Origin of the sequence: Pseudomonas sp. GD03842, assembly GCF_029841165.1 — a bacterium.
Taxonomy (GTDB): domain Bacteria; phylum Pseudomonadota; class Gammaproteobacteria; order Pseudomonadales; family Pseudomonadaceae; genus Aquipseudomonas.
In genome coordinates this window covers 35,180-49,778 of the sequence record NZ_JAOCEA010000006.1, presented here as the reverse complement: position 1 = coordinate 49,778, position 14,599 = coordinate 35,180, and the positions used below count along the sequence as shown (strand labels likewise).

The window sequence follows — 14,599 nt, the reverse complement described above, 5'->3', positions numbered from 1 at the left end:
GCCCCGCATCTCTCGATGCAGGGCTGTTTCTTGCAGACTGCCGCTTAAGACTCGAAGCTAACGCGTCTAAACCACCGCCACCTGCCCACTCATGGCCAGGTCCAGCAACTCACGGTTGGCCACGGCGTACATGGCGTAGTCATGACCGCTCGCAGCACGCAGCTCGACCAGCATGGCGCGCCAGCGCTCGACCATCGGCAGGTGCTGTTCCAGCCACAGGTTCAGCCGCTCTTCCACGTCCTCCGGACCGTTGGCCATTTGCAGCACCGACACCGTAATCGCCCGTTGCTGCCAGTCGATGTCGTCGCGGAACGCTTCGCGAGCCAGGGCCTGCCAGTTGTTTTCCACTGGCAAAGCGCTGATCTGCTGCAGGTACCAGGTCACGTCCAGCGAACTGCCCACCGCGAAGTACACCTTGGCCACGTCAGCTGCATTCTGGCCGGTGACGTCCGAAGCTTCGATGATCGGCAGCAAGGTGTACAAGTGCGCGGTGCCCGCGACCATACGCGCCAGCAGCTCAGGTACGCCAGCCGCGACGTACTCCTGATAGCGCGCTTGCCAGGCTTCACGCGGCGGCCCCTCCAGCAGCTCGTCCAGTTTCAGGCCCAGCGCGGCCAGGTGCGGACCGAAGTGAGCCACGTCACGTGCCGCGTCCAGTTCGTTGCGACGGCTGCGCAGGAACCAGCGGGTGGCACGACGCCCCAGACGCATCAGTTCGTCCATCAGCGCCAACTGGATTTCAGCCGGTACCTTGTAGTCCAGCGCCTCGATCTGCCGGAACCAGTGTGGCAGGTGGAAGATGTCACGCACGATGACGTACGCACCGGCCACGTTGGCGGCGCTCATGCCGGTCGACTCCTTGAGCCGCTGCACGAAGGTGATGCCCATGTGGTTCACCAGGTCGTTGGCGATCTGGGTGCTGACGATTTCGCGCTTGAGGCGGTGACGGCGCATGGAGTCGGCAAACTTCGATGCCAGCGACGGTGGGAAAGCGGTGTCCATGTCGCGGGCCAGATAGTCGTCATCCGGCACACGGGACTCCAGCAGCGCTTCCTTGAGGTCGATCTTGCTGTAGGAGATCAACACCGACAGCTCCGCACGGGTCAGGCCTTTCTGCTTGCTGATGCGCTCGGCCAGTTCCTCCTCGGAAGGCAGGAACTCAATGGCGCGGTCCAGCTTGCCACGGGACTCCAGGTCGTTCATCAGGCGCTTGTATTCGGAAATGCGTTCGTAAGTGCGGCGCGCCGCCAGCGACAGGGCCTGAGTCTGCTTGTAGTTGTTGCCCAGCACCAGGTTGCCGACGTCGTCGGTCATGCTCTCGAGCAACAGGTTGCGCTGTTTCTCGGTCATGTCACCGGCCTGCACCACTTCATTGAGCAGGATCTTGATGTTCACTTCGTGGTCGGAGCAGTCGACCCCACCGGCGTTGTCGATGAAGTCGGTGTTGGTCGCTCCGCCCAGCAGGCCGAATTCGACGCGGCCCAGTTGAGTCATGCCCAGGTTACCGCCCTCCCCCACGACCTTGCAGCGCAGTTCGTTCCCGTTGACGCGCAGGGCGTCGTTGGCCTTGTCGCCCACGTCGGCGTGGCTTTCCGAACTGGCCTTGACGTAGGTGCCGATGCCGCCGTTCCACAACAGATCGACCGGCGCCTTGAGCAGGGCATGCATCAGTTCGGTCGGGGTCAGCTTGTCAGCGGTGATGTCGAAGCGCGCTTTCATCTGCGGGGTGATGGCGATGCTCTTCGCGCTGCGCGGAAAAATGCCGCCCCCTTCGGACATGATACGGGTGTCGTAGTCGGTCCAGGCCGAACGCGGCAGGTCGAACAGACGCTTGCGCTCGGCAAAGCTGGTGGCCGGATCCGGATTCGGGTCGATGAAGATGTGCAGGTGGTTGAACGCCGCCACCAGTTGCAACGTGTCCGACATGAGCAAACCGTTACCGAACACGTCACCGGCCATATCGCCCACGCCGATCACGCTGATGCTGTCCTGCTGGACGTTGATCCCGCGCTCACGGAAATGACGTTGCACGCCGACCCACGCGCCCTTGGCGGTGATCCCCATCTTCTTGTGGTCGTACCCCGCCGAGCCGCCAGAGGCGAACGCATCCCCCAGCCAGAAGCCATAGTCGATGGCGATGCCGTTGGCGATGTCGGAGAAGGTCGCGGTGCCTTTGTCCGCAGCCACGACGAGGTACGGGTCATCGTCGTCATGACGCACCACGTTGGCCGGTGGGATCAACACGCCCTCTTTCAGGTTGTCGGTGAGGTCCAGCAAGCCGGAGATGAAGATGCGGTAGCAGGCGATCGCTTCGGCCTGGATTTCATCGCGGGTTCCGGTGGTCGGCAGACGGCGCGGCAGGAAACCGCCCTTGGCACCGACAGGCACGATGACCGAGTTCTTGACCTGCTGGGCCTTGACCAGGCCGAGCACTTCGGTACGGAAGTCTTCTTCGCGGTCGGACCAGCGCAGCCCGCCGCGGGCCACGTTGCCGAAGCGTAAGTGAACGCCTTCGACCCGTGGCGAGTACACGAAGATTTCGAATTTGGGCACCGGCTTGGGCAGTTCGGGGATCAGACGGGGATTGAACTTGAAGCTGAAATAGCCCTTGCTCTGGCCGTTGGCGTCGGTCTGATAGAAGTTGGTGCGCAGAGTGGCCTTGATCAGGTCCAGGTAGCGGCGCAGGATGCGGTCTTCGTTGAGCACCTGAACGTCGTCCAGTGCCGAGAGGATCGCCTGCTCCAGACGTTGCTGCATGTCGTCCAGGTCGTTGCCGGACAGCTTGCGCGCCAAATAGAAACGGGTCTTGAACAGGCGCGTCAGTTCGCGGGCGATGTCGGCATGGTTGTTCAGCGTGCTGGCGATGTAGCCGAGGTCGAAGCCCAGGCGGATCTGCTTCAGATACCGCGCGTAGGCACGCAGCAGCGCCACATCGCGCCAAGGAAGGCCTGCAGTCAGGACCAGCCGATTGAACGCATCGTTCTCTGCATCGCCCCGTACGATATGCACGAACGCGTCCTGCAGTGTGTCGTTCAGCTGCTGCAGATCCAGGTTCAGACCTTCGGCATAGGTGAAGGCGAAGTCGTGAATCCAGAATTCGCGGCCACTGGTATGGCGCAGGCGGTACGGGAATTCCCCCAACACACGCAAGCCGAGGTTTTCCAGGATAGGCAACACGTCAGACAGCGCCAGCGGGGTGTCGGCGTGGTACAGCTTGCAATGCAACTGCGCCTTGTCGCCTGACAGGGGCTGGTAGAAGCTCATCACCAGCGGTTTGGCATCGGTCAGGTTCAGCAGATGTTGCATGTCGACCACTGCCGAATGCGCTGCGAAGCGCTCGCGATAGCCGGCCGGGAAGCCTTTGGGGAAGTCGGCCAGCACGTTGGTGCCCTGCGCTTCGCCGAAGCTTTCGACGATCAGGCTGGCGTAGTCGTCCTTCCACGAGCGGCAGGCCTGGATGACTTCGCTTTCCAACTGTTGCGGATCGATGTCGAGGGTGACTTTTGGGTCCACCCGCAGGATCAACTGGACCCGTGCCAGTACCGACTCGGAGAAGAACGTCCAGAATTCGCAGTCGCTCGCCTTCAGGCGCTCCATCAAAACCTGCTGGATCTTCTGACGGGTTTCGGTCGAATAGACATCCCGCGGCACGTAGGCCAGGCAGTAGCAGAAACGGCCGTAAGGATCTTTGCGCAGGAACACGCGAATCTTGTTGCGTTCCTGGATCTGCACGATGGACATGACGGTGCTGAACAGTTCATCCACAGGCGTCTGGAACAGATCGTCGCGCGGCAGCACTTCGACCACTTGCGCCAGTTCCTTGCCCAAATGCGCCTTGGCGTCAAAACCGGACCGACGCTCGACTTCGGCGACCTTGTGGCGAATGTACGGAATATTGCGCACGCTCTCGCCGTACACCGAAGAGGTGTAAAGGCCCATGAAACGGCACTCCTTGATGACCTTGCCGCTGGCGTCGATCTGGCGGATCGACACGTAATCCGGATAGGCCGGGCGGTGCACGCGGCTCGGCGCGGCAGCCTTGGCGAACGACAGCAGCGTCGGCTCGTGCAGGTAGTTCACCGCGTAGCCTTCGATGTGCAGGTCGTCTTGGGTAAGGCCCGCGCGCAGCAGCTTGGTCAGCCCGAGAAAGGACGCCGGGTCATAGGTCAGCTGTCCGCCTTCACTGCCGCCTTCGACTGTGAATTCTTCGTAGCCCAGGAACGTGAAGTGGTTGTCCGCCAGCCACTCCAGAAAAACCTTCACTTCGGACTTCTCATCCGCATCCACGGCATATTCGGTGGCGTCGATGCCGGCCAGCAACTCACGGAGTTTGGCTTTCATCGGCTCGAAATCTTCCACCGCAACACGGACCTCGCCCAGCACCTGCTCCAGCTCGCGGGCCAGCACATTGAGCTCAGATGGGTTGGCGGTGCGGTCGATTTCCAGGTACATCAGCGACTCTTGCAAAACGCCTTCGCCAGTTGCGCCTTTTGGCAACAGGTCGACCAGATTGCCCTTTTCGTCGCGACGAACGCTCAGCACCGTGGTTTGCAGCGTATGAATGCTGTAGCCCCGACGGTTCAGCTCGGTACGGACCGAGTCCACCAGAAACGGCAAGTCATGGTGCAGCACCTCGACGGCGGTATGGGTGGATTGCCAGCCGTGACGCTCGTAATCAGGGTTGTAGACGCGCACTTGCGGGGCGTTGTGTTCGAAATGCTGGAGCAGCCGCCAGGCTGACAGGGTGCAGCCGGCAAGGTCCGAAAGCCTGCGCTGGGTCAGTTCGTCCAGCGAAATGATGCCGAAGAATTGATCGGCGAACAGCGCCACTTGTGGCAGTGCCTGTTCGCTGATGTGCTGGGCCAGTGCCGCTCGCAGTTGATGCTGAAAGTCGGGCTTGCTGGCTGCGGTGAAGAACGCCATCTGTGGTACTCCGCTTGGCTTGGCTTTTATATAGGAGAGATGCGTGTTTCGGGTCGTGCATGCATGGGTCGAAGGGTATCTGTTGCGTGGGCCCTGTTCGATGATAGTTGGCAGATCGTGACAAGGCGGCCGACACGCCCCCGTGCACAGGTACTAACGCTCGTCGTGTGTGCGTCGTCACATCCTTGGAGCCAATGACGAACGGGGGCTTGCGTCCGGAGGGACAGCAGCGCAGGTTCGTTCATCTACGATGAAGCTTACCCAGAGGAACCCCGCCGCTGCTTGCGGGGCTGCGACATATTCGGACATCGCCTTGCGAAACGGCATGGCCCATGCCGAACAGGAATAGTGAGAGACCGCGAGCTAAATCCATCGAGGACTGGCAAAATCTCGGTTTGTCCCGATCCGAACCATAGGAACATCGCCATGCGCATGACCACCGACCTGTTCTTTCATGAGCCTTGCGACGACGAAGAAGATGACCTGGCGACGGCCTTTTGCCATGTCGAAAACGGTGACTTGTTCCTGCTGGGGCGTTTCCCGGACGAGGACGAGGTCCACATCACCTTCCGTGACGACACCCTTTACGTCGATTCGAACCTGACGGTGACGCTCACCGCCACGCAACTGACCGTGGAGATTGACCCCACCGACGCTCAGCCATTGGGCGGTGAACACCTCTTTGTGATCGGACACGGTATGTCCGCTGAGGAGTTGGTAGCACTGGACGCCACGTTGAGGATTCTGCTCAAGGACGTCGGCACTTACGTCAGCGAAGTCGGCTGACGCCTGGTCTGGCCGTCCTCGACCGCAGCGACCAGCTTTTCGACCTCGGCAGTAAACGCCTTGCCGCCATCCACGGCCAGGTACCGAATGTGCAGGATGACATCGGTAAGGGTGTCGAACATCGCCTGCTGTTCATCGGACTCGTGATGGGGAAAGCTCAGCGTCCAGCGGGAAATCGCGCCAGTGCCTTCGAACGGCAGGTAACGCTCGTCGCCAAAGTCGAGCATGAACAGACCATCGTCATCGACGCCCGTGGACAGCCCGATCTGCTGATTGGCACGCGGATTGAAGACCAGTTGGTCTTGCCGGGTATCCTCCCCTTGCTCATTCTCCGGCAAATCGCCCGCTTGTTTGTACAGGTGTTTGACGTTATCGATCTGAGGTTCGAGCAGGTAGCTGCTGCTCTGTTGGCTCAAGGTCGCACGAATGTCTTGATACGGTGCCAGCACCACTGGCAGCGAAACGGAGACCCGTGTCAGTTGCCGCAGGTAATGGCCGGGATAGTCTTTGTCGAACGTTGATGACTTGAGCTGAAATTCGATTTCTCCGGTGGTTCGCAAGCTCTCCAGCACGTCCTCCCAAGCAGCGGGTGCCAGACTGGAGGCCGGTGTGGCCTGCGCGAGCAATGCCTTGAGCGAGACGGTTTTACTGATTTCCAGACGCCGCTCATGTCGGCTCAGAAAGGCTGACTCCATCTGTAACAACCCGAGCTTGAGCGTCTCACCCGCTGTCAGGCCAAAGCGGTTATCGACCCAGGCCGTAGCGGAGATGAAGCGTGTGTCGCGATCACCTACCTCGTACCGCCAACAGGCTTCGGTGCTCAGGCACAACGACAGCACGGCGTCGTAGGCTTGGAAATACAGGGTCGACATCTGGCTCAACAGCCAGCGATACAAGCCCACCCCAGCTGTGCGGTTCTTGATAAAGGCATACAGCGTTTGCGCGTGTTCCCGCGCCTTGGAGGCCTGCGCCAAGTTCGCTTTTGCCGCGGCTAACGCTACCCGTTGTGCATCGATTTGCAGATCGGTAACGGCCAATTCAAGGTCCGCCTGGGCGGCCTGGCGCTGCCATTCTTCCCGGCGACGCAACTGCGAGTCGCTGATCAATGCTTGCTGCGCCTGCTCCGTCAGCGTCGACGCTGCGGCATCCAACCCTTCGGCGGACGCGAACATGACGCCGCCCAACTGCATCCCCCCTGTGGCACCGCCAAACAGGTTAGGCGCCAGGTTCGCCAGATGCCCGGCCGCGTTAAGGCTGTGAGCCGTGGTCATGCTGATCATTGCCGCCTGACGCTGTGATTGAGCAGACCGCTCCAGGGCGCTGACATCCTCCGTGATCTGCTGATCGTAATAACGCTTACGCGCTTCAATGACCCGACGACTCGCTTGCAATACCTCGATGCCCTTGCTCGCTTCTTCGATGGCGTAGGTCTTTAGCTGCTCGGCAAAGGTTGCCAGGTCGTCCAGCACATGCCCCTGCTGCAGCTCGTCTTGCTCGGCGCGGTCTTTGGCCTCCATGTAACCCAACACTTGCTGAGCGAACCTGACCAGGGTATCGGTCGCACTCACGGCCCGCGGCAGCATGGCGCGAAAGCGATAGGGCGGGATAATCGCCAACGATCCCAAGCGTCGCGCGCTGACGCTCGAGCCATTCAGTTGTGCGCGCAGCAGGTCCAGCGGGTTGGCAGGCGCTTCATACAACGCCAGTTGCAGCGGTTTGCCGTCCAGCGTCAGGTTATGCCTGAGGTTGTGCAAACGCAGGTCAAGCCTGTCCCAGAAGTCCAGAAGCTGGGTGTTGACGGGTAGACGGAACACCTCTTTGTCCAGCAATCGCAGCCAGGGCCTTGCCGTTCCGGGCAGAGGGATGAGGTCTGCAACGGCCCTCCCCATCGAAGCTTCAAGAGACTCGAACGTCTCCGTTGCCTCCGCCGCGGCATCGGCAAGGGATACGGGGGCCCAGAGACTCATGCTGCGGCCTTTGGACAGCGGCCCCAAGAGCGAAAGTGCTCGCACATACAACAATTTGGCTTCGTTGAGTGTGTCGCGGGTCACTTGGCGATAGAGCATGTCGCCCCAGGCGATCAGATTGTTGAGATAGGCCATGAAAATCGCCTTGCGGTAATGCGAAGGCGCGCCCCGGGCAATGGCGTCTGGATTGGTCAAGCCTTCAAGTTCGATCGCCGGGTTGTCCGCCAGTCCCAATGGTCGACACGTCCAGTACGGCAGCCAGTCGGTTTCGGCAGGCGGCGGATACAACGGCGCCACGCGCATCTGGGGATTGAACAGGTACTCGAGCCACTGCTGCGCTCCCGCGTAGTCGAACTCCTGTTGCAGCCGCGTGGCCACCAAGTGCGGAACGTGGAAGAAAATCTCCCAGAAGTAGAGGCCGTTGGCACCCGCCAAGTCGACGTAGACCGGGGCAACTTGCCCGGTCAACAAAGGCTCTTCGGTGTGTTGGGTCTCCCACGACAGCGCGCTTTCCACGGACACGCTGGCACGCCGAGTGAGGGCTTTGGCGAACAGGGTGTTGAGGCGAACAAGCACGTTTCCGACGCCGAGCGCCGGAGTCGTGAGATCCAGGTACTGAGCACCTTCCGCGGTGACCGATACCACGGGTGCCGGGCCGGTGATCGCCTCACGGGTGACGGTAAAGCCGTTCAGACCGAATTTGGTTCGACCTTGCTGGCCGGCATCCCCACCCCATTGATAAGTCCGGGTGGCTGGTTCACTCGCAGGCCAGGCGTGGGCAGTCAGAGATTGTGCAGCACCGTTAAGCGTCACCGCCTCACTGTACAAAGTAGCGTTTCGGTAGTGGTAAAAATCTGCATCCATGACCAGCGGCACATCCTTATACACCTTGACCCACAGACGGAGGGGTTCTACACCCCCAATCCAGACGACTGAAAACGCCGTTTGGAATGTCGGCGTATCGAATTGATCAGCGTCTTTTTCAATTGTTTTTACAGCCATCAGCCGTTCGCCATCCAGCGTATGGCCTAATGAATAAAGGTCTTCATGAGAGAAAGACGCGATCTTTTCCTCTAGGTAATAAATATCAAACGGGACCAATCTTACATTCGCGACTCGCCGAATCGCCTCTACGCGCAAAGTAAGCCCTTCAAGGACCCCCTTTACAGAGTAGCTCACATCCAGATCGAATCCCTGAGCAGCTCCGACGAACTCAAAGTAGGTGAGTTTGTTTTGCAGAACCGGCTTATTGCAATAGCCTCGCAGCTCCACTTTTCCGGCGCGCCATTGCGCTTGCAGTTCAAGGTGCTGGTTGATGCCGAATTCTTCCGAGCCCATTGTCGTAGGAGGCTCAGCCTTGTCCCACACCACCGACACGATTTTCCAGTGGTTCTTGGTCTTGGGGTCAGGATCCAGCTGATCGACACAGAATCCGGCACGCCGCACATCCACACCTGCGACCAACGCCAACAACGTGGCAACGCCCTCATCAGTGGTGGCCGTCAAAGGATTTAGAAACTCGTCAAATGCCAAGTGGACGCTCAAGTCGGTCTTAAACCCGACCGAACGGAACCCGATCAATAAGCGCGACCGACTACGGTTGCGATGATCCGCGCTGACCGTCAGTCGGTAGCCCTTAGTCAACGCGTATTGACTGTCAATGTCATTGGCCGACAATTCATCAGGTGCCTTGTCCTTATACAACTCAACGGGAGGACTCCATGTGTCATCCAGTCGTCGCCAGGACACTTTGATCGCGTATTCGAATTCCCCGGACTTCTTTCCTTCGGCGTCGACTAGCGCCTTACCACTTTGCGCCCACACCACATAGAGCCGACCGTCCATGACCACTGGACACGCATGTTTCACGTTTGCGCCCATGATGGATTCAACCGTTTTCCATTCGGTCCAGCTCGCCATCTGCCCTTGCTGATCATCTGCATTCTTATAAAGACGGGACGAGCGCCAGTAGTAGCCAAAGGGCTCAATATTTTGTCGACCGAGAAAGTAATAATCGGCATTGATAAACTTCACGTCGTCAACGTAGCACCCCACTACCTGCAAATTACTCACGCTCTCGAACGCTTGCAGGTAATTGCCCAGCGCTTGTTGCACCGAGTCGCGAGACAAACGGGCTTGAGCCAATTCACCCTCGAACGCTTTAAACATCGATGTCTTGTCCAGCCGCAGTGTCGGATCAAGATAATTTTCCGGGTAGTCCTCCAGCATCTGGTAGCCCGCCCACAGGCTGTACTGGGACATGCTCTCCCGCCACGATGCCATCGCATCGCTGTCGAACGAGCCATAGCCGGGCTCCATACCGTTGTAGATGGCATGAATATGCTGCTGAACACTGGCGATGCCCTGCGCCACCCGGCTGGTATCAACGTGTGCGCTGACCTGATTGTCGATCAGCAGGTATTCGTAGAGATCGTTCTCGTTGAGCACCCGCGTCAATCGCTCACCTTTGGGCACCAATTGCCCGAGGTACCACGCCACCAGCGCATCACGCCGCTGCTGCTCGAGAACACCGATGATCGACTGGTCCATGATGCACTCCCATCTTCCGTTGATGTGCCCTTCTCAAACGGCGGGCAAAGGTTGGCCCTGCTGAGTAAGCGATTGAGGCGTGCGGCGCTGGACGGGAATCAGATCCTTGACCTGCGCAGCGAAAACCGGCCCACCGTCCAGTGCGCGATACCGTAGGTGCAGAATGACATCCTGCAACCCGTCAATCAGCGATTGCTGGTGCGGCTGAGCGTGCCGTGGAAACGTCATGAGCCAGCTCGAGATCGCCCCGGTCCCTTCGAACGGCAGGTAACGCTCGTCCGTCGGTGACGCTCCAATCACACCCGGATCCTGTCGATCAGCCGAGATCGCCACCCGCTGATTGACGCGTTTATTCGCGACCACGAAGCGTGGATCGGAGCCCTCATCTTCACCCGGCAATTCGTCCACCTGCTTGTACTGGTATTTGCTACCGCCCAGATCCGGTTTGAGCAGGCAGCTATTGGTCAGTTGATCCAGTGTGACGCGGGCGTTTTCGTAAGGTCCCAGACTGCCTGGCAGCGACACCGACACCGTGACCAACTGGCGCAGGTAGTGGCCGGGGTGATCCAGATCGAACAACGAAGGCTTCAGTTGAAACTCGATGGCACCGTTTTTCCGCAGCTCAGCCAGCACCGCCGGCCATCCGGTCTCTGCGCCGCGCGCCGGGTGGTCCTTCAACAGCGTGCGCAGCGAGACGGTTTTGACCAACTCCAGTCGCCTTTCGTGACGCGCGACAAAAGCCGATTCCATTTGCAGCAGACCCAGGCTCAGGCTCTCCCCGGCTGTGAGCCCGCGTCGATTGTCGACCCAGGCGCTGGTCGGAATGAACGCGGTTTGGTAATCGCCCATCTCGTATTGCCAACACGCTTCGGTCGCCAGGCACATCGAAAGCACCGCGTCGTAGGCCTGAAAATACAGCGTGGACATCTGCCCTTGCATCCACAGGTGCAAAGCGCCGTTGGTGGCACGGTTGCGAATCAGAGCGTAGAGCGCCTGTGCCTGTTCGCACGCTTTCAACGAGCGGTCACGCGCGGCCTTGGCGGCCACCGTCGAGACCTGAGCCTGTTCCATTTGCCGCGCAAGCGGTTCGAGCTGCTGTTGCGCCTGCTCTTTCAAGAACGTCCACTCGTCTCTGCGCCGGTTATAGGCATCGGCGCGCAAGCGCGAATCAGCGCTGTCTGAGAGATACATGCCCGAAGCCTCTGCCGCAGACGCCGCCGCCCAAGACGGACCACCCCAATTCCAGCCGCCCGGAACCGGGATCGGGACGAGCCCCGGCAAAAACGTGATGGTGTTGGGTGCCGTGCCCATACCATGACCGCCTGCCCGCATTCCCGCAGCCGAGATGCGCATGGCACTGGCCTGCTCTAACTTTGCCTCGGCGTCACGTTCGGCAACGCTGACGTCGCGAGCGATCCAGTTGTCGTAGGTACCGATCTGCAATTGAAGTTGATCCTGCCTCGCCGTCAGCACCTCCAGACTGCGTTCAGCTTGCTCGACGGCCAATCCGGCAAGTTGTGCCGCGAACCCGGCCAGCTCCAGCCAATGGCCTTGTTGCAACGCGTCCTGCTCCGCCCGGTCGGCGCTCGCCATACTCCGCAACACCTGTTCACCAAAACGGGTCAGTGTATCCACCGCCTGCCGCGTACGAGGCAACCTGGCGCTGAAACGGTAGGGCGGGATGATCGCCTGCGCGCCCAAACGCCGAAGTGACGCACCACCCCCCGCCAATTGCGCCCGCAGCAGGTCAAGCGGATTGGCAGGCATTTCATACAGCGCCAGCGACAACGGCTGACCGTCAAGAGTGAGGTTATTGCGCAGGTTATACAGCCGCGCATCCAGCGTGTCCCAGAGGTCGAGAAGCCGCGTATTGACGGGCAGCCGGAACCACGGCGCATCCACCAAACGCACCCACGGCGCCTGCGACACACGACGCGGTATGCCCTGTAACAATCCGGTTGAACGGGTAGCCTCAAAGGCGTCAAAGGTTTCAGTCTCATGCCGCGCGGCGTCTTGCAGCGACATCGGTGCCCACTGGCTGATACTTCGCCCCTTGGACAAGGGGCCGAGCAACGAAATGGCGCGCACATACAACAGCTTCGCCTCATTGAGGGCGTCACGGGTCACCTGCCGATAGCACGAGTCACCCCAGGCGATCAGATTGTCCAGATACAGCGTGAAAATCGCCTTGCGATAATGTGAAGGAGCCCCATAGGCGATGGCGTTTGGGTCTCTAGGCGCGGCGATGTCCTGCATCGGATCATCGGCGAAGCCGAGCGGGCGACTGGTCCAGTAGGGCATCCAGTCCACCTGATCAGGCGGGGGATACAACGGCGCGACGCGGACCTGCGGGTTGAACAGATAATTGAGCCAGCGCTCGGCCCCTGCGTACTCGAATGAATGATGCAGCCGCCACGCCACCAGATGCGGCAGGTGAAAGAACAGCTCCCAGAAATAAAGACCATTGGCACCGTTGAAGTCGACCGGCACCCAAGGCTCATCTTTGGTTTCACCTTCGGCGTTCGGAGTGGGCGGCTCCAGCGTGTGCTGAGTTTCCCAGCCCAACACCCCGTCGAGGGAGCGCTCGGCTTTGCGTACCAGCTCGCCAGCGAAGGTGCTGTTCAGCCGAATGAAGCGCAGGTTGGGAAGTGCCAGCCCTTCAAGATCCAGAAAATTCCCGCCCTCATCTGTCACCCGAGTGATCGGTGCCTTCGAGCGCTCTTTACGGGTCACGGTAAACGAGCGGTAGCCCAACCCGTTGGTCGTATCATGCATACCGAACCGGAGGGTGTAAGCGTTAGGGTTCCCTGCATCGGCCGACCAGCCGATCGGCATGACGGGCGTGCGCGCAGCGCCGTTGAGTGTCAGAGAGTAAGGCGATCGGGGCTGGCCTTTCCACAGGCCAAAATTTCCGCGAAACGGAATGCCCTCGTTGCCCGTTTGGTACCACGGCGTGTTGCAAACGCCTACCGCATTGATCGTACAAGCGCCTTCAATAGACGTGATGGGCGTCTCGACCTCCAGATAGCGACTGAGCGCGCCCTCGTGATTATCCCCAACCTCATCCCATACTACGCTGTCGAGGATCCAGACCTTCGCATTTTGCTCCGTGGTTCCCTCGGCTCCTACCATCACGTGCTGCGCCGCCGCTGCGCCACTGTCTCCCAGTTGTTTCACCAAAGCAGCGAACATCGAAGTGCGTGAAGCCGTCGACAGGTTCACGGGTTGCCAGTGCTTGTCCCTGACATGCAAGAACGCATAGGTGCCCGGCGTAAACAGCTTGCTCTGGATGAACCCCACCGCCAGACACGGTTGCCCGGAGACACGATCATCAAGCGCTGCGATCAACACGTAGTCGAGCCGATCAAGGTCCTCGAACGACGGCATGAGGCATTCATGAAGGATCAGTGCATCACTCCAACGTCCTGTGTTTTGCAAGTAGCTGGTGTTCAGCCGATAGAGAAAGCTACCCGATACGGGCGTGTCAGCCGCATCCAGCGCCTGGCGTACCTGCTCCAGCCATACCAGATGCAGACGGCCATCGACCACCGCTGCGCGCACGTGCGTCACGTGCCCGGCCAACTGGATGTCGATAGGTTTCCACTCACTCCAGGCTGAGGGAGGCACCCGAGTGCTGCTGTCGTCCAGGTCGATGGCCACCTTGCGCCAGTAATAACGCGACGTGTCGGTCGCAGAACGCCCGACGAAATAGTAATCAGCCTGCCGGAAGTCCACGCCGTCGATGTAGCAACACACCGTTTGCAGATTGCTGACCTCCTCGAATCGCGCGAGGTAGTTGCTGACGGCGTTCTGCACACTGTCCGCCGTCAAGCGCGATTGGGACAGCTCGCTTTCCAGCGCCTGAAAGGCCTCGGTCTTGCCCTGGCGCAACGAGGGGTCCAAGTAATTTTCCGGGTAATCCACCAGCGCCTGATAACCCGCCCAGACGCTGTACTGGCTCATCGTTTCGTGCCATTCATTCACCTGTTTACGATGCGCGGCAGTATCCGGGATCTGAGCGAAACCGGGCTCCATGCCGCCGTAAATGGCATGGATATGTTGCTGGAGGCTGGCGATGCCTTGAGCGACACGGCTGGTATCGACATCGGCGGATACCTGGTTGTCGATGAGCAGGTATTCGTAGAGGTCGTCGGGGGTGATGATGTTATCCGGCGCGGTGGATTCCGGCGCCGGGATGAGTTGGCCGAGGTAGTAGGCGACGAGGGCGTCGCGAAGCGCTTGATCCATTTGCGCGTCATAGTCCATGTCATTCAATCCTATCGAAGCAATGTATGCCTGCACCCGACCGACGACGGGCTCCACCAACTGATCAACCCGTCATGCACAACCTGTTATTGGAAATACGGCAGTAA

Annotated in this window: 4 protein-coding genes; 1 reads left to right on the top strand and 3 read right to left on the bottom strand. The window is 59.9% G+C overall.

What is annotated here, in order from left to right; genetic code table 11:
* Positions 1–66 precede the first annotated feature (66 nt).
* Positions 67–4,923: an NAD-glutamate dehydrogenase gene (locus N5D61_RS10310; RefSeq protein ID WP_279892472.1), complete on the bottom strand. Its 4,857-nt coding sequence runs from the start codon at positions 4,921–4,923 to the stop codon at positions 67–69.
* A gap of 426 nt (positions 4,924–5,349) precedes the next feature.
* On the opposite strand from N5D61_RS10310, the gene N5D61_RS10305 reads away from it, so the two are divergent.
* Positions 5,350–5,709: a hypothetical protein gene (locus tag N5D61_RS10305; RefSeq protein WP_108238202.1), complete on the top strand. Its 360-nt coding sequence runs from the start codon at positions 5,350–5,352 to the stop codon at positions 5,707–5,709.
* On the opposite strand, the gene N5D61_RS10300 is transcribed toward N5D61_RS10305, so the two are convergent.
* Together N5D61_RS10300 and N5D61_RS10295 are read right to left on the bottom strand one after the other, a co-directional pair.
* On the bottom strand, positions 5,688–10,226 hold the full coding sequence (locus tag N5D61_RS10300; protein WP_279892469.1) for a neuraminidase-like domain-containing protein: 4,539 nt from the start codon (positions 10,224–10,226) through the stop codon (positions 5,688–5,690). The two genes, N5D61_RS10305 and N5D61_RS10300, sit on opposite strands and share 22 nt — an antisense overlap.
* Positions 10,227–10,259: 33 nt before the next feature.
* Complete coding sequence (locus N5D61_RS10295) at positions 10,260–14,492, bottom strand: neuraminidase-like domain-containing protein (protein ID WP_279892466.1); 4,233 nt, start codon at positions 14,490–14,492, stop codon at positions 10,260–10,262.
* Positions 14,493–14,599 lie beyond the last annotated feature (107 nt).